The sequence below is a fragment of the Opitutia bacterium genome (assembly GCA_016217545.1).
Taxonomy (GTDB): Bacteria; Verrucomicrobiota; Verrucomicrobiia; order Opitutales; family Opitutaceae; genus Didemnitutus.
Genome location: JACRHT010000017.1, coordinates 1 through 21,103, shown reverse-complemented (window position 1 = coordinate 21,103; position 21,103 = coordinate 1). Strand labels below are relative to the sequence as shown.

Genomic DNA, 21,103 nt, shown 5'->3' with positions numbered 1-21,103 from the left:
CTTTCAACCCCGGCCCACATGAAATCCTCGGTCCTTCGTTTTGTCTTCGCGGCGGTTTTTGCCATTGGTTTGTCGCTGCACGCCGTCGCGCAGACACCTGCGCCTGCGGCCACTGGACCGTCCAAGCCGGGTGCGATCAAGGTCGGCAAAGTGCAGGGCCAGGTGACGCGGCTCACCGCCGACTCCAAGACTTTCGAACTCAAGGTCGGCGACACGCTAGTCGAAACCGACTTAATTCAGACGGGCCAAGGTTCGATGGTCGTCATCGTGTTCGCGAACGGCGCGTCGATCAAACTCGGCAGCAACACCAGCATGCAGATCGCCGAGTTCAAAATGGACCCGTTGCCGAAAGCGATCGAGGTGGCGACGCTCAAGGAAGAACCGACGATTTCGCGCACGCGGTTGAAGTTGAATCGCGGCGAGCTCGTCGGCGACGTCAAGCACCTGAACCGCGAGAAAGGCTCCAGCTTCGAAATCGCGACGCCGGTCGGCGCGGCTGGTATTCGCGGCACCCAGTTCCGCATCGTTTTCATTCCGTCCGGCAATGGCACGTCGTTTACCTTCCAACTCCAGACGGCCGACGGTCACGTTACCTTCTACTCCGGTCAAGCGCAGGCGGCCGGGCCGGAACTGAACGTGCTCACCGCGAACGAAATCGTGGTCACAGCTGACGCTACCGTCGATCCGACCACGGGAGCGATCACGGTCACCAACGTCCAAGTGCCGGACGCGCCCGCCTCGATGTCGACGACTGCGACCGCCGCCATCACCCAGCAGGTGACCGAGGTGATCGTCGAAGCGACGAAGAACACGACCATTACGATCAGCGAGCAGCAACAGGCCTCAACAACGCCGACGGACACCGGAACCACGGGCGGCGGCACCGGTGGAGGCACGACGGGTGGAACCACCGGCGACTCCGGCACGACGCAATCGGGCACCACGGATACCAGCGGAACGGGCGGCACTGGTGGCACCGGCGGAACCGGCGGCACGGGAGGCACCGGCGGCGGTGGCAGCGGCAACCTTGGGGTCACGCCCGGCAACCAGAAGCTCACCAACGGCGCTGGCGGCTGAGTCGCGCGCGCGTCGCGCCCCGGATTTCCCCGCGCCCGGCCGAACGCCGGGCGCTTTTGTTTTCCCTTCCCACGTCGCGCTCCGGCGCTACGCTGCGCGCCGTGGCTCACACGAAGGCGAAACTCGATTGGCGCATGGCGTTCTTGCTGCCGATCCCGGTGCTTTGGGCGTTGGTGGGACACCTCGGCTACCTGCGCGTCGCGGAAGACCTGACGCTCAGCTGGCGCTATCGATTCCGCGGCGAGCGACCGGCGCCGGTGAACATCGTCTACGTCGACATCGACTCGCGTTCGATCAGCGACCTGAAGAACTTCCCGTGGCCGCGCTCCTATTTTTCCCAAGTCGGCGAAGCGCTGATCAACGAGGGCCGCGCCAAGGCGGTGGGCGTCGACGTGGTGTTCTCCGAGAACGGCATGTCGGTCGCCTACGACCCCGAATTTTGGCGGCAGGCCAACATCGAGTTCTACAACTACGTGGTGACCGATCCGCCGATCGTTTTTGCCGCATCGTATTCGGCGGCGACGTTTCGCGAGGCGACGGGCAAGATCGAGAAGCGGGAACTGCCGTTGATCCGCAACGGGCTGCCGGCGCTCGACAAGATTCCGACGCCCGAGATCCTCGAATTCGAGCGCCGGCCCAAAGTTCTCTGGAGTCCGCCGCGTCTCGGCCTGATCGACACGCTCAACGGCGGCACGCAGTGGGTGCCGCTCTTCGTGCCGACGTCCACGAACGGGGTGCATCGCTTCGACCACATGGCGCTCGCGCTGGCGCTGACCTATTGGGGCGTGCCGGGCGACGTCGTCAAAATCACGCGCGACGCGATCGAAGTGCCGCCCGGTCAGGACCGCGCGGCCGCGCGGATTCCTCTCACCGACGAACAGATGGTCGAGGTGAACTGGTTTTCGCCCTGGCTCTCGGAGCACAACCCGCGCGTGAGCTTCTCGGTGGTGCTTGGCCAAGTGCTGAATCTCCGCGAGGGCACGGAAGAGGAGAAGGCGAGCGCACGAGCATTCTTCGCCGAGTTCCGCGACGCGATCGTGCTGATCGGCCCGGTGGACCAGTTGCTGCAAGACCTGGCAACGACGCCGTTCGATGACCAACCGGTGCCGAAGGTCGGCGTGCACGGCAATCTGCTGAAGACGATCATCAGCGGCGAATACCTGCACCGCCTGCCCGATTGGGCGCTCTACGTGATCACGGTGGCACTGGCGGTCGTGGTGACGGCGCTGGCGGTATTGGGCGGTGCGCGCGGGCTGTGGTCGAAGGCGGCGGCGTTGATCCTGTTGCTCGGCTACGGCGCGCTGGCCTTCGTGTTGTTCAAGACTTCGCACGTTGTGTTGCCGTTTGCGGCGCCGCTGAGCGGGGCGTTCATGATGGCCTTCGCCGGCATCGGCTGGCAGCTGATCGTCGAGGAGAAACAGAAGGGTCGCATCAAAGGCATGTTCTCCGCCTACCTCGCGCCCACGGTCGTCAACAGCCTGATCGATTCCGGCAAGGAACCGGAACTCGGCGGACACGAGGAGACGATCACGGCGTATTTCTCGGACATCCAGGCGTTCTCGACCTTCTCCGAGAAGATGACGCCCGCGCGTCTCGTCGAGTTGATGAACGAGTATCTCACCGCCTGCACCGACATCGTGCAGGAGGAGGGCGGCACGCTCGACAAGTATATCGGCGACGCCGTCGTCGCGATGTTCGGCGCGCCACTGCCGCTGCCCGATCATGCCTACCGCGCGTGTGTCGCGAGCGTCCGCGTCCAGAAGAAGATCGAGGAGCTTCGCCAGAAATGGCGCAGCGAGGGCGACAAGTGGCCGCCGGTTGTGCACAACCTCCGCGCGCGCCTCGGCCTCAACTCCGGTCCCGCGATCATCGGCAACATGGGCAGCCGCACGCGGTTCAGTTACACCATGATGGGCGACAACGTGAACCTCGCCGCGCGCATGGAGTCCGGTGCGAAACTCATGGGCGTCTACACGATGGTCACCGACACGACGCGCGCCGAGTGCGAGAAGCACGGCGGCGAGCGCATCGTCTTCCGCTTCCTCGACAAGATCGTGGTCAAAGGGCGTTCGCTGCCCGTCGGCGTGCACGAAATCGTCGGGTTCAAGGAAGACCTCGGCGCGTCGACGTTCGAGTGCCTCGCGCTGCACGCGAAGGCCGTCGAGCGTTACCACGCGCAGGATTGGGCGGGTGCCATCGCGCTCTTCGAACAGGCCGCGAAACTCGAGCTGCATCAGCCGGACAAGGCGCTCGCAATCGAGAGCAATCCGTCGCTGATCATGATCGAGCGCTGCCGCTACATGGAGGCGCACCCGCCCGGCGCGGATTGGGACGGCGTGTTCGTGATGAAGGAAAAGGGCTGAGCAATTTGTGGGCGGCACGTGCCGCACAATTCGCCGGAAAATTCGCGAGCCGGTGCCGGCGGCCCGGATTTGCCCGCCCGGTCCGGTGCGCTACGGTCCGGCGCATGCCTTACGTCAACGTCCAGATCACTCGCGGCGCCACACGCGCCCAGAAACAGCAGCTCGTGGCCGACATCACGCGCTCGTTGCAGCTGCATCTCGGCAAGAAGCCGGAGCAAACCCACATCGTCATCGATGAGATCGACACGGACAACTGGGGCTTCGCCGGGATGCTGACGACGGACTACCTCGCGCAGATCAACGCGGCGAAGGCCTCGTCGCGTGTCTCGACCAAGAAAAAGCCGCGCGGAACCGCGCGGCTGGGAAAGAAGTGAAGAATGTGTTTCGGATCGCTCAGGCGCCGAAGTTCTTCGCGGCGGCGTCCCAATCCACGACATTCCAGAAGGCCGTGACGTAGTCCGGGCGGCGATTCTGGTAGTTGAGGTAGTAGGCGTGCTCCCAGACATCGAGGCCGATGACGGGCGTGCCTTCGATGCCGGCGACGGCCTTGCCCATGAGCGGGCTGTCTTGGTTGGCGGTCGAGCCGATGGAGAGCTTCTTGTCGGCGCCGACGACGAGCCAAGCCCAGCCGGAGCCGAAGCGGCCGGCGGCGGCCTTGGCGAACTCGGCCTTGAAGGTGTCGAACGAGCCCCAGGTGGCGTTGATCGCATCGGCCAGCGCGCCTTTCGGAGCGCCGCCTTTGCCCGGGCCCATGATCGTCCAGAAGAACGCGTGGTTGCTATGACCGCCGGCGTTGTTGCGGATGACGCCGCGGATGGCTTCCGGAACCTTCGAGAGGTCGGCGATGAGCGCGTTGACGTCGAGCGCGGCGAGGGTCGGGTGGTCCTTCAACGCGTTGTTCGCGTTGGTCACGTAAGCGTTGTGGTGCTTCGAGTGGTGAATCTCCATCGTGCGCGCGTCGATGTGCGGCTCGAGGGCGTTGTAGGCGTAGGGCAGTTTCGGGAGTTCGTATGCCATGTTCGTGGTGGGTGAAAAGAGTGGCTACAAAGTGCACGCGGGTTGCGTGGCGTCAACTTTGGCGGCCTAATATGTTTTCCGGTTCGGCATTAGCGGCACTCGCGCGAAACAGCCCGGTGCGTCGCGCTCAAGCCTCGCGGCGCTTCAGCTGGAAATACGCTTGGATCAATTTCAGGCACGGTTCCTCAAGCACACCGCGCGTGATCGTGAGGTGGTGATTAACCTGCGGCAGCGCGTTGAGGTCGGTCGCACCGCCGAGGCAGCCCATCTTGGGGTCGGCGACGGCGTAGACGACCCGCTTCACGCGCGACATCAGCGTAGCGCCCGAGCACATCGGGCACGGTTCCTTGGTGACGTAGAGTGTGGCGTCGTTCAGCCGCCAATCTCCGATCGCGCGCGCGGCCTGTCCCATGGCGATGATCTCGGCGTGCGCGGTCGGGTCGCGCGTGCTGTCGCGCTGGTTGTGGGCCGCGGCAATGACCTCTCCGCCGAGTTCGATCACGGCTCCGATCGGCACCTCGTCCGCGCGCCAGGCATCGATGGCTTGATTGTAGGCCAGCCACATGAAGAACGCGTCGTCGCGCACCAGTTGCGACGGGTGGACTTTGTCGAACGGGCAGGGGAGCGCGGGACGTTGCTCGGAAAATGGGTCGGCCATCGGTGTTCTCCCGGGTGGCGCGGCGGCGGCGCCAGAGGGAAAGCCTTGACTACGGGGCGCTTTTCCCGGTTACAAGGGGCTTTTATTGCATGACCCAACCCTCCAGCCCGCACCTCCACCATGTCTGACGGCAAATCGATCGAAGTCGAAGGCAAGGTAGTTGCCGTCCTGCCGGGCACGATGTTCCGGGTCCAATTGACCAACGGTCACGTGGTGCTGGCGCACATCTCCGGTAAGCTCCGGAAACACTTCATCAAGATCGCCGCCGGCGACACGGTGAAGATGGAGATGAGCCCCTACGATCTAGAGAAGGCGCGCATCACCTACCGCGTGCGCGAGACGAATCCGCTGCCGCCGCGTCCGGGCGGGTTCCGCCGCCGCTGAGCGCGTCCCGTGAGTTTGCCGAGCGCGTTGACCCCAACGCGCTCTTTTCGTTTCTGGAGTGATGCCCGCCGTCCGTTCCCGCCGCTCGCTGCCGAAAGACGCGCCGATGCCGCCGGCGCCGGCCGCGTTCGCGGACGAGATCGACGCCTTCATCAGCACGCTCGAGCTTGAGCGCGGCCTCTCGCGCAACACCTCGCAATCCTACGAAAAGGACCTCGTGCAGGCCGCGCATTTCCTCGCGCGCAAGGGAGTCGCCGGCTGGCGGGCCGCGACGACTGACGATCTTTCCGCATGGTTGCACTGGCTCGCCGACGAGAAGTTCACCGAGTCGAGCCAGGCGCGCAAACTCAGCGCGATGCGCATGCTCTTCCGCAAGCACCTCGTGCCTTCCGGCGCGCGCAACGACGATCCGACCGAGCTGCTGAGCGGCCCGAAATTCCGCCGCAAACTCCCGCAGGTTCTCTCGCCCGGCGAAATGGAAAAGCTCCTCGTCGCCCCGACCGGCGCCGACGCCTACAGCGTGCGCGACCGGGCGATGCTCGAGCTGTTTTATTCGAGCGGCCTGCGCATCTCGGAGCTCTGCGCGCTCACGCTGCAGCAAGTCGACCTCGAGCACGGCTTCGTGCGCGTCTTCGGCAAGGGCAGCAAGGAGCGCGTCGTTCCGCTCGGCGAAAAGGCGAAGGACGCCGTCGTCGCCTACCTCGGCTCCGGCCGGCCGCGCCTCGTGAAACCGCGCACCGGCAGCGAACTGTTCCTCTCCGAGCGCGGGAAGGCGATCTCGCGAAAGACCGTTTGGGCAATCGTGAAGACTCACGCGAAGCGCGCCGGCATCTCGAAGCACGTGAAGCCGCACCTACTGCGCCACTCGTTCGCCACGCACCTGCTCGGCGGCGGCGCGGATTTGCGCGCGATTCAGGAAATGCTCGGCCACGCCAGCATCGGCACCACGCAAATCTACACGGCCGTCGAATCGTCGCGCCTGCTCGACCAGCACGCGAAGCATCACCCGCGCAATAAACTCAAAACCTAGGTGGAACCGGTTGACCTCAACCCGTTCCGAGCGCGTTGAGGTCAACGCGCTCCACCTCAATGTTCCGTGTCGCGCGTCTCGTGGCTCAGCAGAATCGCGCCGAGCGTGATCGCTGCGACGATGGCCAAATAGTGCCCGACCGCCTGCAAGCCGTGGTGCGTCGCCAGCCACGTCGCCGCATACGGCGCGAGCGAGGCGCCGAGGATGCCGGCGAGATTGAAGGTCATCGACGCGCCGGTGTAGCGCACCGCCGTCGGGAATAGCTCCGACAGCATCGTGCCGAGCGGCCCGTAAGTCAGGCCCATGAGCGTGAAACCCAGGATCATCGCCGCGAACGCACCGCCGGTTCCCGCGCTGAAAATCGGCCCGAGCACGAAGCCGAAGACCACGATCGCCGCCGAAACGACGGCGAGCGTGAGCTTGCGCCCGCGTCGGTCGGCCACCACGGCCGATACCGGAATCGCGATGCCGAAGAACAGCACGCCGGTCATCTGGATGAGCAGGAATTTCTCGCGCGTGAACCCGAGCTTCGTCGTCCCCCAGCTGAGGCAGAACACCGTGAGCAGATAAAACAGCGTGAACGTCGCCACCGCGCCGAGCGTGCCGAGCACGAGTGCGCGCGCGTGGGTCGTCACGACCGTCATGATCGGCACCGCCACGCGCTTCTCCTCCGCCATCGCGCGCGCGAACGCCGGAGTCTCGCTGATCTTGAGCCGCACCCACAGGCCGACCAGCACGAGCACCGCGCTCGCCAGGAACGGCAGGCGCCAGCCCCACGCGAGGAATTGCGCATCCGACATCGTCTTCGACAACACCACGAAGATTCCGCCCGACATCAGAAACCCGATCGGCGCCCCGAGCTGCGGGAACATGCCATACCACGCGCGTTTGCCCGGCGGCGCGTTCTCGGTCGCGAGCAGCACCGCGCCGCCCCATTCACCGCCGAGTCCGAAGCCCTGCCCGAAACGGCACACCGCCAACAGCAGCGGCGCTGCGATGCCGATGCTCGCGTAAGTGGGCAGCAAACCGATCGCGACGGTCGAAAGGCCCATCGTGAGCAGCGCGGCGACGAGCGTGGCCTTGCGGCCGATGCGGTCGCCGAAGTGCCCGAAAACCGCCGAGCCGACCGGACGCGCAAAAAACGCTAGTGCGAACGTGGCGAACGACTGGAGCGTCGCCGCCGCCGGCTCCGAGGCCGGGAAAAACAGCTTGGGAAACACGAGCACCGCCGCCGTGGCGTAGATATAGAAGTCGAAGAACTCGATCGTCGTGCCGGCGAGGCTGGCCAGCAGGACACGACGGGCGGAATTGGGGCGTGGAGCCGAGCCGGGGTCGCTCATGGGTGCTCGCGGTTATGCGGGGCCGGCGCGCCGCGTCAACTTGCCTCCGTCGCATACGCCTTGGCCGCGAAAGCGGCAGGATTCCTCGCAACTTTGCTGTAACTCCACGGCGTCTCCCCGGGTTGTGGAAGCGTGAGTTCACTGTTTTCGGCCAACGTCGTCCGTCAAACCCTCCGTCGGCTCGCCCGCGAGCGCGGCTTCACCGCTACGGTCGTCCTGACGCTCACGCTCTGCATCGGCGCCAATGTCGCGATCTTCGCGGTCGTGGATGCGGTGCTGGTCCGCGCCCTGCCGTTTCCCGAGCCGGACCGGCTGATCGTTGCCGTGAACGCCTATCCCGGCGCCGGCGTCGAGCGGGCGGGGGCCTCGCTCCCGAACTACTACGACCGCAAGGCCGCCATCAAGGCGTTCGCTTCCACCGCCATCATTCAAGGCGGCAGCGCCACGGTGGGCGAAGCCGGTTCGCCGCAACGGGTGGACCGCGCGCGCGTGTCGCCCGAATTTTTTGCCACCCTCGGCGTGCCGCTCGCGATGGGCCGCACGTTCACCGAGGAGGAAATGTTCTACAAGGCGGCCAATGTCGCCATCCTCACCGACGGCTACTGGCGCGCGCACTTCAACGCCGATCCCGCGGTGCTCGGCAAGACGTTCACGGTCGACAGCCAGCCGGTCACCATCATCGGCGTGCTGCCGCCCGGCTTCCGTTACCTTTCCGAGAAGGCGCAGTTCTTCATTCCCGCCGCCTCGAACCCCGAGGATCGCAAGCCGGACCGCCGGCACTCGAACAATTTCATGCTCATCGCGCGTCTCGCGCCGGGAGCCACGCTCGCGACCGCGCAGGCGCAGATCGACGCGTTCAACGCCGAGCAGATCAAGGACGACCCGTTCGCGCACCTGATCAAGGGCGCCGGCTTCACCACGAAGGTCTTCTCGCTTCATGCCGACCACGTGCGCGAGGTGCGTCCGGTGCTGCTGATGCTGCAGGGCGGCGTGCTTTTCCTGCTACTCATCGGTGGGGTCAACCTCGTCAACTTGCTCCTCATCCGCGCGAGCGGACGCGCCAAGGAAATCGCCGTGCGGCAGGCGCTCGGCGCGAGTCGCCGCGACATCGCGAACGGCGTGGTGTTGGAGACGGTGCTGCTGGCCCTGATCGGCGGCTTGCTCGGACTCGCGATCGGCGCGGCCGGCGTGCAACTGCTCGCCTCGCTCGGCACCGATCAGCTCCCGCTCGGTGCAACGGTCGCCTTCGATGCTCGCGTCGCCTTCGCCGCGCTCGCCGGCTCGGTGGTGGTGGGCCTCGCGCTGGCGCTGCCAGTCATTTGGTTCAATTCCCATACGCGCCTCGCGCCGGTGCTGCAGGCCGAGAGTCGTGGCGGCACGGTCACGCGCTCGACGCAGCGGCTGCGTCACGCGTTCATCGTCACCCAGGTCGGTCTCGCCTACGTGCTGCTCGCCGGCGCGGGATTGCTCGGGGTCAGCCTCCAACGCGTGTTGGCGACGAAGCCGGGTTTCAACCCCGACCAGGTGCTCACCGGCCAAATCGCGCTGCCGTGGAAAAATTACCCCGAAACGAAGCCGCGGCTGGCCTTCGTGGAGCGCTTGCTGACCGAGCTGCGTGCGCAGCCCGGGGTGACCGCCGTCGGCTTGAGCACGAATCTTCCGATGACTGGCGACACCAACAACAACGCCATTGCCATCGAGGGCATTGAACTCAAGCCCGGCGACACGATCCGCGCGCACTACACGTCGAGCGGCGTCGGCGACTACTGGCGGGCGCTGAATATCCCGCTGCGCGACGGAAGACTCCTCGAAGATGCGGACAACCATCGCGAGCAGCGCGTGTGCGTCGTGGATGAGGACTTCGCTCGTCGCTACTGGCCGGGCCAGAGCGCGCTGGGCCACCGGCTGGTAAACGGTCCGACGTTCGAGGAGAAGGAAGCGTTCACGATCGTCGGCGTCGTCGGCAGCGTGAAGCAGACGAACCTCGCCGAGACCGCCGCGCAGGGCGCGATCTATTTCCCTTATCAGCACTACGCGGCGATGAATTTCTCCGTCGTGATCCGCAGCACGCTGCCGGCCGCCACCTTGGCGCCGATGCTGCAGAAGACCGTGCTGTCGATCGACGCGGCGTTGCCGGTGAACGACATCAAGTCCATGCAGGCGTGGGTCGACGAGTCCGTCGTCGTCCGGCGCTCGCCGGCCGTGCTCGCCGCCATCTTCGCCGCGGTGGCGCTCATCCTCGCTGCCATCGGCACCTACGGCGTGCTCGCCTACGCGGTGAACCAACGTCGTCGCGAGATCGGCGTGCGGATGGCGCTCGGCGCGCAGCCGCAGCAGGTGCTCGGGCAATTCCTCGGTCTCGGCGCCAAGTTGCTTTTCGCCGGCACGGCGCTCGGGCTCGTGGGCGCGTGGGGCGTCGGGCGGGCGATGAAGAGCCAGCTCTTCGGCGTCGAGTCGCTGCATTGGGGTGTGTTCGGCGGGACGGCGGTTGTCCTGCTGCTCGTCGTCTTCGCGGCGACCTTCCTGCCGTCGCACCGCGCATCGCGCGTGTCGCCGATCGACGCCCTGCGCGACGATTGAGCCGCGCGAGCCTCCGCATGGGAGGGCAAAGCGGCCGCGTTGCGCAGCCGATGCGGCTGGGTAGACAACGCGGATGTCGACGCGGCGCCCACGGCGCGCGGACAGCCGGCGGTTTTTACTTTGAAGCGGGGGCGGGTTTGCGCCGATATCTCCTTGCTGAGCTGTGCATTGGCGCGGCCGGCCGCTGTCGAAGCCCCTTCATTCCCCATGTCCGAGACCTGTTTTGTTTCCAAAAGCGAGGTGGTTGACCTCCATCTGCCCGACGGGCGCAGTCTTCGCGGCGCGCGCGGTGCGTCCCTCGAAAAGCTCCTCCAGCCGTTGCAGGCGGTGTGGCCGTCGCGAATCGTCGGCGCGATCGTCAACGGCGAGCTGCACGAGTTGACCTACCGGCTCGAACTCGAGGCGCACGTCCGCCCCGTCGCGATGACCGATGCCGACGGCGCGCGCATTTACCGGCGCTCGCTCACGTTCCTGCTCTCCACGGCGTTTCGGCGGCAGTTCCCCGGGGCCACGCTCCGCGTCGACCATGCGCTGTCGTCGGGCGGCTACTATTGCCAGGTGCACGGACGCGAGCCGTTGACCGCCGATGAACTCGCGCGTTTGCGCGACGAAATGCGGCTGCTCGTGGCGCAGAACCTGCCGTTCGAGAACCGCCAGGTTCCCGTGGCCGAGGCGATTCAGCTCTTCGAGGCGCGCGGCGACACCGACAAGGTCCGCCTCCTGCGGCATCGCACGCGGCCGCGCATCGATCTCTACCAAGTCGACGGCTACGTGGACTACCATCACGGCTACATGGTGCCCTCGACCGGTTACTTGGAGTGGTTCGACCTGGTCGCGACCAACGATGGGCTCGCGTTGCTCTATCCGCGGCAGCACGCGCCGAAGCAGCCGACCGCGCTCGTGCAATCGCCCAAGCTCCTCTCCGCCTTCCGCCAATACGGCGACTGGCTCCACCGCCTCGGCATCGGCGATGTCGGCGCCCTCGTCGACGCGATCAAGGCCCGGCGCACGCGCGAGATCATGCTCGTTTCCGAGGCGCTGCACGAGCAGCACATCGCCGCCATCGCGCAGCAGATCGCCGAGCGGGGCGATCGCGCGCGGGTCGTGCTGATCTCGGGGCCTTCGTCCTCGGGCAAGACCACTTTTTCCCGTCGCCTCGCGGTGCAGCTGCTCGCGCGCGGCCTGTCGCCGTTCGCGCTCGAGATGGACAATTACTTCATGGAGCGGGAGCGCACGCCGCGCGATGCCGAAGGGAAGTTCGATTTCGAAACCATCGACGCGCTCAAGCTCGACCAGCTCGGCGAACATCTCGGCCACCTGCTCGAGGGACGCGAGGTGCAGCTGCCGCGCTACAACTTCCACCTCGGCCGCCAGGAACCGGGCGAAACCGTCCGGCTCCGTCCGGGCCAGATTGTGATCCTCGAGGGCATTCACGGGCTGAATCCGCGCCTCGTCCCGCCCGCGCTCGCCGCGCAGGCCTTCAAGATCTACGCCTCCGCGCTTACCCAGCTCAGCCTCGACCGGCACAACCGCCTCTCGACCACCGACACGCGCCTCATCCGTCGCATCGTCCGCGATGCCCGTGATCGCGGCTACTCCGCCATCGACACGCTCTCGCGTTGGGAATCGGTGCGACGCGGCGAGAAGCTGCACATTTTTCCGCACCAGGAAAACGCCGACGCGATGTTCAATTCCGCGCTCGTCTACGAACTTGCCGCCTTGCGACCGATCGCCGAGCCGCTGCTCCGCCAGGTGCCCTACGGCACGCCGGAACACGTGGAGGCCCTGCGTCTCCTGTCCCTGCTCCAATGGTTCGCCCCGATCGAGGCGGATCAGGTGCCAGAGAACTCGATCCTGCGCGAATTCCTCGGCGGTTCCTGCCTGAAGGATTTCAAGGCCTGGGGCGGTTGAGGCGCGTCGTCGCCGCGGAGGGACGGGAAATTGTTTTTGAAATGGCGCGCGACTCGCGCCTCATGGCGGCATGTCGCTTTCCGTCGCCGGTCAACGCTGCCTCAGTGAACGCGAGCCCGAACTCGGGCTCGGCATCGTCGCGCAGGTCGATCGCGCCGCCAAGCGGATCGCGGTCGACTTCCCCGCCGCCGGCGAGCGCCGCCTCTACGCGCTGAACACGCCAGTCCTGAAACGAGTGCAGTTCCGCGCCGGCGAGGTCGTCGCGACGCGCGCCGGCGCACGCTTCACGGTCGAGGGGGTCACGGAGCAAGACGGCCTGCTCACTTACGCGGGCGAGGGACGCAGCGTGCGCGAGGACGAGGTGTCGGACGTCACCAGTGTCAGCCGTCCGCCGGAGCGCCTGCTCGCAGGACAGGCCGAGCCGGGCGAGGTTTTCGACCTGCGGTTGCGCACGTTGCGCTGGCAGGCGGCGTGGCGGCAGTCGGAGGTGCGCGGGTTCCTCGGGGCGCGCGTCGACCTGATCCCGCACCAGTTCTACATTTTGCAGGAGGTGGCGTCGCGCCGGTTGCCCCGCGTCCTGCTCGCCGACGAGGTCGGCCTCGGCAAGACGATCGAGGCGGGGCTGATTTTGCAGCGCCTGCTGGCCGTTGGACAAGTGCGCCGCGCGCTGGTGCTCGTGCCCGAGTCGCTGACGCACCAGTGGTTCGTCGAACTGTTGCGGCGGTTCAATCTGTGGTTCAGCATCTACGACGAAGCGCGCTGCACCGAGTGCGAGCGCAGCGAGCCCGGCCAGAATCCGTTCCTCTCGGCGCAACTCGCGCTCGCGAGCACCGATTTTTTGGCGACCAGCGAGACGCGGCGGGAGCAGGCGGTGGCGGCGGGATGGGATCTGCTGATCGTCGACGAGGCGCACCATCTTGAGTGGACGCCGGAGGCGGCGAGCGCTGGCTATCAACTCGTGGAGCAACTCGCCGCGCGCACGCCGGGCCTGCTGCTGCTGACCGCGACGCCGACGCAGCTCGGGCTCGCCGGGCATTTTGCGCGCCTGCGCCTGCTCGATCCGGCGCGCTACACGGATTTCGCGCCGTTCGCGGCCGAGGCCGGCAAGTTCACCGCCGTTGCGGCGATCGCCGACAAGATCGTCGGCGAGCGCGTGCTGACGGCGAAGGACCAGGCCGCGCTGCGCCGGCTCTTCACGCGCGATCCGGCGCGGGTCGAAGAGCATTTGGCGGCGCTCGCCGCCAGGCGGACGGGCGCGCGCGAGGCGCTGTTGCGCACGCTGCTCGACCAACACGGGACGGGGCGTGTCGTTTTCCGCAATACGCGGGCGAGCATGAGCGGTTTTCCGCGCCGGCAATTCTGTCCCGTGCCGCTCGACGCGACCGAAAACGCGGCGTTGCTCGCGCGCATCGCGCGCGAACTCGAGGCGGAGGAAACCGGTGGCGAGGCGGCGATCCGCTACTCGTTTCGCGACGACCCGCGCATCGCTTGGCTCACGGAATTCCTCTCCGGACTGAAACCGGCGAAGGTGCTCCTGATCTGCCGCTCGGCACGCAAAGTCGCGGCGATCGAAGCGGCGTTGCAGGAAAAGGCGGCGTTCAAGGTCGGGCAGTTTCACGAGGGCCTGCCGCTGGTGCAGCGCGACCGCCAGGCGGCGTGGTTCGCCGAGCCCGATGGCGCGCAGCTGCTGCTTTGCTCCGAGATCGGCAGCGAGGGTCGCAATTTCCAGTTCGCGCATCATCTCGTGCTCTTCGATCTCCCGCTGAACCCCGGCCTCGTCGAGCAGCGCATCGGTCGTCTCGACCGCATCGGCCAGACCGAGACGATCCGTGTGCATGTGCCGTTTGTGCGCGGCAGCGCGCAGGAGCCGGTGGTCGAGTGGTATCACGCGGGGCTCGACGCGTTCGAGGCGCCGCTGCACGGCGGCACGGATTTCCAGGAGGCGTTTCGCGTTCCGCTGCTCACGCTCGCGACCGGTTTCGCGACGCGGCCGGCGGCGAGGGAGGAGGAACTCGCGGCGCTCGTGGCGGAGACGCAGGCGTTTCGCCGCGAGCGGGCGGAGCGCATGGAGAAGGGGCGCGACCGTTTGCTCGAGTTGAATTCCTTCAACGCCGCGGCGGCGGCGCGCGTGCTCGACGCGATCCGGGCGGCCGAGGCGGATCGCTCCGTGCGCACGCTGCTCCTGGATCTGCTCGATCACTTCGGCGTCACGGTGAAGGAGCACGAGGGAGTCGAGGTCACGTTCGATGCGAGCCATGCCTACGTGGAGAGCTTTCCCGCCATTCCGGCGGACGGCTTGCTCGCGACGTTCGACCGCAAGCGGGCGCTGTCGCGCGAGGACATCGCGTTTCTCTCGGCCGACCACGCGTTGCTGCGCGACACCAGCGACCTGCTGGTGGATTCCCCCGCGGGCACGACGGCGTTCGGCACGATGGCGGGCGACGCGCCGAATCTCCTCGTCGAGGCGGTTTACGTGCTCGAGCCCGTCGCGGAGGCGCGCTGGGGCGTGGACCGCTTCCTCGCGCCGCAGCCGTTGCGCGTGGTCGTGGATGTGCGCGGCGACGATTTGACCGAGGAGCACGCGGCGGAGGACATCGCGGATGCCTTCGAGGACGGCGACCTGCACCGTTTCCTCGAGCAACCGGGCTTCAACGCCGCCGTGCTGAAGAAACTCGTGGCGGCGGCCGGCGGCGAAGCCGAGACGCGCGCCGCGGAGCTGCGCCGTGCGGCGGCGGGATGCGCGGAGTCGGTGCTGAACGCGGAGCGGCAGCGCTTGGTCGACCTACAGAAGTTGAACGACCACGTCCGTCCGGAGGAGATCGCGCTGATCGGCTCGCAACTCGAGCACGTGCGCGCGGCGATCGCCGCCGCGCGATTGCGGCTGGATTCGCTGCGGCTGGTTCTGGTGCATCCGCGCGACTGACGCGCCTCGTTCGCGGGCGGCGCGCCCGGAGTGGCCCGGGGGCGCGGCAAATGCAGGCTTCCGCCCGGCGTCCGGATTTCGTTAGGTTGCGCGCATGACCGAACAGCAACAGCACGTCGAAAACGTCCGCCAGTCCGCCGCGAAGATTGCCGCCGCCTGCGGCTCACTCGCGCCGAAGATCGCCCTCATTCTCGGCTCCGGTCTCGGCGGCCTCGCGGCGAAAGTGCAGGACGCGGTCGTGATCGCGTATCGCGACCTGCCCGGCTTCCCGATTCTCACCGTCGCGGGCCACGCGGGGCAGTTGATCGTCGGCAAGCTCGATGGCGTGCCCGTGATCGTGTTGAACGGCCGCAAGCATTTCTACGAGACCACCGACGCGTATCCGCTGAAGACCATGATCCGCGCCGTGAAAGCCGCGGGCGTCGAAACGCTCTTCCTCTCCAACGCCGCCGGCAGCCTGCGTTCACACATCGGCGTGAGCCAGCTGATGCTGATCACGGACCACATCAATTTCCTCGGACTCAACCCGCTCACCGGACCGAACGACGACGCGTTTGGCCCGCGTTTCTTTCCGGTCAGCGATGCGTGGGACCCGGGCCTGCGCGCGAAGATCAAGGCCGTCGCGCAACGCGAGGGCGTGACGTTGCACGAAGGCGTTTACGTGGCGTTCCGCGGTCCGTCGTTCGAGACGCCGGCGGAAATCCGCATGGCGCAAGGGTGGGGCGGCGACGCGGTCGGCATGTCCAGCGTGCCCGATTGCCTCATCGCGCGGCACTGCGGGCTGAAGGTCGCGGGCGTGTCGTGCATCACGAACATGGGCGCCGGCCTCTCCGACGAGCACCTCACGCACGCGCACACGCTCGAGAACGCGGCGCGCGGCGCGGCGGCCTTCGAGAAGCTCGTGATCGCGGCGGTGAAGGAACTCTGAACGCGGTTCGCGCCGCGCTCAGTTGTTCTTCTTCGATTTCGAGAGATCGTCCTCGAACTTCGCCTGTTCGGCGCGTTGTTTCGCCGCCGAGTCGTAGAGGGTGTAGCTCTCGACCGAGTTGCCGAGGTTCTGCCAATCCTGCGAGGCCTTCGCGGCGGCGTCGCCTTTCTTCAGGCCCATCTGCTCGTATTGGGCGGCACGTCGGTCCATCCAGCGAGCGGCTTCGGCGGAGGTGCGCTGGGTCGCAGGCGAGCGGGCGGCTTGGGGCTCCTGGCAGCCGGCCAGGACGGTCGCGAGAACGACGAGGGTAAACAGGCGCGTCTTCACGCGGGCATTGATGGCGCAACGCGTCCGTCCGCTCAAGGGCGAACGCGGCCGCGCTGAGGGCGGCTGGTTGACTTCAAAGCGCATCCGGCGAACGTGGGGCCTCGCACGCAACCACGCCTCAACCCCTCGTTTTCATGCGTCACCTTCGTCGCCTCCTCGCCACCGCGCTGGCCATCGCGATCGCCGCTGTCTCCTTCGCCCAGGCGGCACGCACCAACAAGCCGATCCTCCACGGCAGGAACTGGGTCGCCGTCACCGGCAAGCCGCTCGGCGCCACCGCGGGCGCGATGATCTTCGCCAAGGGCGGCAACGCCGTGGATGCCACCTGCGCGATGCTCGCCGCCGTGTGCACGATGTGGGACACGCTCGGCTGGGGCGGCGAGACGCAGGCGCTCATCTACAACCCGCATACTAAGCAGGTCATCGGCATCAACGCGCTCGGCGTCGCTCCGACCGGCGCGACGGTCGAGTTCTTCAAGAGAAACGGCTACGCGTATCCGCCGGAATACGGTCCGCTCGCTGCGGTGACGCCGGGCACGCCGGGCGGATTGATGACGATGCTCGCGGAATACGGCACGATGTCGCTCGCCGATGTCCTCGCGCCCGCCATCGCCATGGCCGACGGCTATCCGATCGAGCAGCAGGCGGCCGACCAGATCGAGCGCTTCCGCGGCGAAATCACGAAGTGGCCGTATTCGAAGCAGGTCTTTCTCACGCACCTCGACGAAAAGGACCCGGCCAAGCGCGCCGCGCCGCGCGCGGGCGAGATTTTCCACCAGCCGGATCTCGCCGCCATGCTGCGCCAGCTCGTCGACGCCGAGAAGACCGCGCTCGCCGCGGGCAAGGACCGCAAGGCCGCCATCATGGCCGCCTACGACCGCTTCTACCGCGGCGACATCGCCGACGAACTCGTGCGCAGCACGCGCGAGCAAGGCGGCCTCTTCACGAAAGAGGACCTCGCGAATTGGCGCGTGAAAATCGAACCGCCCGTCTCGACGAACTACCGCGGCATCGAGGTCTACAAGCTCACGACGTGGACGCAGGGGCCCGCGCTGTTGCAGGCGCTCAATATCCTCGAGAACGCCGACCTCCGCGCGATGGGCTACAACAGCGCGCGCTACATCCACACCGTCTACCAAGCGATGAACCTCGCGTTCGCCGACCGCGATTTCTACTACGGCGATCCCGATTTCCCGCCCGAGGAGCCGGTCCGCGGCCTGCTCTCGAAGGACTACGCGAAGGCGCGCTTTCAGACGATCGATTGGGCGAAGAACGATGCCAAGGCGCATCCGGGCGACCCGTATCCGTTTCAAGGCGGCGCGAATCCCTTCGCCGAGTTGCTGAAAAAATGGACGCCGCAGCCGCCCTCGAGCGCGACCAAGCCCGCGTCGTTCCAGGTCGCGGCGTCCACGCCGCCGATCTTTTCCGATGACGAATATTTCAAAATGGGCACGACCTCGATCCAAGCGGCGGACGCCGAGGGCTGGGTCGTCTCCGTGACGCCGAGCGGCGGTTGGATTCCCGCGGTCGTCGCCGGCAAGACCGGCGTCGGCCTCTCGCAGCGCATGCAGAGCTGGGTGCTCGATCCGGCGATGAACCCGTTCAACGTGCTCGAGCCCGGCAAGCGCCCGCGCGTGACGCTCACGCCCTCGCTCGCGCTGAAGGACGGCAAGCCGCTCCTCGCGTTCTCGGTGCAAGGCGGCGACACGCAGGACCAGAACCTCCTGCAGTTTTTCCTCAGCTTCGTCGAATTCGGCATGAACGTGCAGCAATCCGTCGAGGCCGCCGCGTTCAACAGCTACCAAATGCAGTCGTCCTTCGGCGACCATCGCAGCGAGCCGGGCCGCATCCAAGTGCGCGCCGACACGCCGCCGTGGGTCCGCGCCGAGCTGACGAAGATGGGCTACAAGGTCGAGACCGCCGAGCGCACGAGCGGCCCGGTCACGGCAATCTACATCGACCAGGCGAACCGCACCTTCCAAGGCGCCGCATCGGATTTCGGCGAGGACTACGGCATCGCGTGGTAGCGTGTGGAGGGCCCGTCTCCCGACGGGCCGCAGGGAAGCGTGCAGCAGAAAGCGGCCCGCGGGGACGCGGGCGCTCCCGCTTCCGAAAGGTAGCCGCTACTCCCGCCCACATCTCGCCAACGCACGCGCACAGCTTGGGATTGCCCTCGGGTATGACACTGCTTTCCTAGCGCGACCGTGGCCAAGACCCGTGTCGAGATCGTCCAGGAGAACTTTCTCAACTGGTTGGCGTCCGCCCCGACGCCCACCCTTCGTCTCGAAGACGACGAGCCGCTCGGCGCGCACACGACGCTGACCGCGCGACAGGCCCGCGAGGTTTTCGAGGACCAGCTCGCCAGCCGACTCCTCGACGTCGCCGCGCGCGAGATGCGGAAGACGAACCAATCGTTCTACACGATCTCCAGCGCCGGCCATGAGAACAACGCCGTCATCGGCGCGTTGCTGCGCCTCACCGATCCGTGCTTCCTGCACTATCGCTCCGGCGGCCTGATGATGGCCCGCTCGCGCCAGGCGGGCGATGTCGACGGCATACTCGACACCGTGCGGTCGTTCTGCGCGTCGGCCGATGACCCGATTTCCGGCGGGCGTCACAAGGTTTGGGGCAGCAAATCCCTCTGGGTCCCGCCGCAGACGAGCACCATCGCCTCGCACCTGCCGAAGGCCTACGGCATGGCCTACGCGCTGCGGCGCGCGCACCGGCTCGGCGTCGAGAACGGTCTCGCGGCGGACTCGGTCGTTCTGTGTTCGTTCGGCGACGCCTCGGCCAACCATGCCACGGCGCTCGCGGGCATCAACTCCGCGCGCTACGCCGTGCGCCGCGGCGGCGAGGTGCCGCTCGTGTTTCTCTGCGAGGACAACGGCATCGGCATTTCCGTCGAGACGCCGGCCAACTGGATCCACGACAACTTCAGCGCGCTGCCGCACCTGCACTATGTCGAGCTCGACGGCACGATGGACGCGATCTGGGACCGCGCCGCTGCCGCGATCGAAGCCTGCCGCCGCACGCGCAAGCCGCTTTTCCTGCACCTGCACACGATCCGGCTCTGGGGCCACGCGGGCACGGACGCGGAGATTTCCTATCACTCAGTCGCCGAGATCGAGGCGACCGAAGCGCGCGATCCGTTGTTGGCGAACGCCCGGATGCTGGTCGCGACCGGCGCGGCGACGCCCCAGGAGTTGCGCGAAATGGTGCGAGCCGTCGAAGCGCGCATCGCTGCCGCGGCCGCGCAGGTCGTCCGCGCGCCCAAGCTCACGAGCGTCGCCGAAATCGTGCGCCCGCTCGCGCCCTACGACGAGGCGGCGATCCGCGCCGTCGCCGCCGAGCAGGTGCAGCCGGAGGTGCGGCTCGAGCATTTCGGCACGCTGCCTGAGAAGGAAACCGCTCCGCTGAAGCGCACGCTCTGCGCGCACGTGAACGCGGCGCTGACGGACGAGATGCTGCGCTTCCCGGAGATTAGCCTGTTCGGCGAGGACGTCGGCCGGAAGGGCGGCGTCTACGGCGCGACCCAGGGCTTGCAGAAGGCGTTCGGGCCGCACCGCTGCTTCGACACGCTGCTCGACGAGACGACGATCCTCGGCACGGCGCAGGGCGCGGCGACGGCTGGGCTGCTGCCGATCCCGGAGATCCAATACCTCGCCTACATCCACAACGCGCTCGACCAGCTGCGCGGCGAGGCGTGCTCGCTCCAGTATTTTTCCAACGGGCAGTTCTCGAACCCGATGGTCGTGCGCGTGCAGGGCCTCGCCTACCAGAAGGGCTTCGGCGGGCACTTCCACAACGACAACTCGATCGGCGCGCTGCGCGACATCCCGGGCTTGCTCGTCGGCGTGCCCTCGCGCGGCGACGACGCGGCGATGATGTTGCGCGGCCTCGTGGCCACGGCGCGCGCCTGCGGCCGCGTGTCGGTCTTCGTCGAGCCGATCGCGATCTACCACGAGCGCGACCTGCACGCCGAGGGCGACGGCGCGTGGCTCTTCGACTATCCGACACCGGAGCGGATGCTGCTGCCGGGCGAAGTCGGCGCGTATCACCCGAAGGCGAAAGACCTCTTGATTGTCACCTACGGCAACGGCGTGCGCCTCTCGTTGCGCGCGGCACGGATGCTCGCGGAGAAGAAGATCGCCGCGCGCGTGCTCGATGTGCGCTGGCTGAATCCGTTGCCGCTCGACGCGATCCGGAAACACGCCGCGGCGTGCGGCCGGGTGCTTGTGGCCGATGAGTGTCGCGCGACGGCCGGAGGCATCGCCGATGCGGTGGTCGCCGCGCTGGCGGAAGGTGGCTTCGACGGACCGATGGCATCGGTGCGCGCCGTCGACACCTACGTGCCGCTCGCGGCCGCGGCGAATCTCGTGCTCATCTCGGATAAGCAGATCGCGGAAGCGGCGGAAAAACTTGTTTGAAGGTAGGGCGGGACCGCTGGGCCCGCCGTGAACGGGATGCCGCCTACGCGGCGGGCCCAGCGGTCCCGCCCTACCGCCCGTGGTGAGCCTTCGTGGTGGTCGCCGCCGGCCCGGCGGCGCCAAGGGGGGCGGGATGTG

The 21,103-nt window shown here is 67.1% G+C and carries 15 protein-coding genes; 11 read left to right on the top strand and 4 right to left on the bottom strand.

From position 1 onward, the window contains the following. The first annotated feature begins 18 nt into the window (after positions 1-18). From HZA32_15970 to HZA32_15960, 3 genes are all read left to right on the top strand, one after another. Positions 19-1,077, top strand: coding sequence for a FecR domain-containing protein (locus HZA32_15970; GenBank protein ID MBI5425576.1), 1,059 nt, complete (start codon positions 19-21; stop codon positions 1,075-1,077). Between the two features lie 101 nt (positions 1,078-1,178). Next, complete coding sequence (locus HZA32_15965; protein ID MBI5425575.1) at positions 1,179-3,440, top strand: adenylate/guanylate cyclase domain-containing protein; 2,262 nt, start codon at positions 1,179-1,181, stop codon at positions 3,438-3,440. A gap of 104 nt (positions 3,441-3,544) precedes the next feature. After that, on the top strand, positions 3,545-3,814 hold the full coding sequence (locus tag HZA32_15960; GenBank protein ID MBI5425574.1) for a 4-oxalocrotonate tautomerase family protein: 270 nt from the start codon (positions 3,545-3,547) through the stop codon (positions 3,812-3,814). Positions 3,815-3,833: 19 nt separating this feature from the next. Here the strand turns inward: HZA32_15960 and HZA32_15955 are convergent, their stop codons facing one another. Together HZA32_15955 and HZA32_15950 are read right to left on the bottom strand one after the other, a co-directional pair. Continuing rightward, positions 3,834-4,457 carry a superoxide dismutase [Mn] gene (locus tag HZA32_15955; protein ID MBI5425573.1) on the bottom strand — a complete coding sequence of 208 codons (624 nt, stop codon included), beginning with the start codon at positions 4,455-4,457 and terminating at the stop codon, positions 3,834-3,836. A gap of 127 nt (positions 4,458-4,584) precedes the next feature. Next, positions 4,585-5,115, bottom strand: a complete 531-nt coding sequence (locus tag HZA32_15950; protein MBI5425572.1) for a nucleoside deaminase — start codon at positions 5,113-5,115, stop codon at positions 4,585-4,587. A 120-nt stretch (positions 5,116-5,235) separates the two neighbouring features. Between HZA32_15950 and infA the strand changes: the two genes are divergently transcribed. After that, positions 5,236-5,499 carry a translation initiation factor IF-1 gene (gene infA, locus HZA32_15945; GenBank protein MBI5425571.1) on the top strand — a complete coding sequence of 88 codons (264 nt, stop codon included), beginning with the start codon at positions 5,236-5,238 and terminating at the stop codon, positions 5,497-5,499. Between the two features lie 106 nt (positions 5,500-5,605). After that, entirely contained in the window at positions 5,606-6,529 is a 924-nt protein-coding gene (xerD, locus tag HZA32_15940) for a site-specific tyrosine recombinase XerD (protein ID MBI5425570.1), read from the top strand. 56 nt (positions 6,530-6,585) lie between these two features. On the opposite strand, the gene HZA32_15935 is transcribed toward xerD, so the two are convergent. Then, on the bottom strand, positions 6,586-7,869 hold the full coding sequence (locus tag HZA32_15935) for an MHS family MFS transporter (protein MBI5425569.1): 1,284 nt from the start codon (positions 7,867-7,869) through the stop codon (positions 6,586-6,588). Between the two features lie 132 nt (positions 7,870-8,001). Here HZA32_15935 and HZA32_15930 point away from each other — a divergent pair, with 132 nt between their 5' ends. The 4 genes from HZA32_15930 to HZA32_15915 all read left to right on the top strand — a co-directional run bounded on the left by HZA32_15930 (position 8,002) and on the right by HZA32_15915 (position 16,211). Beyond that, entirely contained in the window at positions 8,002-10,449 is a 2,448-nt protein-coding gene (locus HZA32_15930; protein ID MBI5425568.1) for an ABC transporter permease, read from the top strand. A 207-nt stretch (positions 10,450-10,656) separates the two neighbouring features. Further along, positions 10,657-12,360: a nucleoside kinase gene (locus HZA32_15925; GenBank protein MBI5425567.1), complete on the top strand. Its 1,704-nt coding sequence runs from the start codon at positions 10,657-10,659 to the stop codon at positions 12,358-12,360. Between the two features lie 70 nt (positions 12,361-12,430). Next, positions 12,431-15,283 carry an RNA polymerase-associated protein RapA gene (rapA, locus tag HZA32_15920; GenBank protein ID MBI5425566.1) on the top strand — a complete coding sequence of 951 codons (2,853 nt, stop codon included), beginning with the start codon at positions 12,431-12,433 and terminating at the stop codon, positions 15,281-15,283. A 94-nt stretch (positions 15,284-15,377) separates the two neighbouring features. Next, positions 15,378-16,211: a purine-nucleoside phosphorylase gene (locus HZA32_15915; GenBank protein MBI5425565.1), complete on the top strand. Its 834-nt coding sequence runs from the start codon at positions 15,378-15,380 to the stop codon at positions 16,209-16,211. An 18-nt stretch (positions 16,212-16,229) separates the two neighbouring features. Here HZA32_15915 and HZA32_15910 read toward each other — a convergent pair whose 3' ends face one another. Beyond that, entirely contained in the window at positions 16,230-16,538 is a 309-nt protein-coding gene (locus tag HZA32_15910) for a hypothetical protein (protein ID MBI5425564.1), read from the bottom strand. 134 nt (positions 16,539-16,672) lie between these two features. Between HZA32_15910 and HZA32_15905 the strand changes: the two genes are divergently transcribed. Together HZA32_15905 and HZA32_15900 are read left to right on the top strand one after the other, a co-directional pair. Next, the gene (locus tag HZA32_15905; GenBank protein ID MBI5425563.1) at positions 16,673-18,565 is read left to right on the top strand and encodes a gamma-glutamyltransferase; all 1,893 of its coding nucleotides are present in this window, start codon (positions 16,673-16,675) and stop codon (positions 18,563-18,565) included. A gap of 177 nt (positions 18,566-18,742) precedes the next feature. After that, complete coding sequence (locus HZA32_15900) at positions 18,743-20,965, top strand: MFS transporter (protein ID MBI5425562.1); 2,223 nt, start codon at positions 18,743-18,745, stop codon at positions 20,963-20,965. The last annotated feature ends 138 nt before the right edge of the window (positions 20,966-21,103 follow it).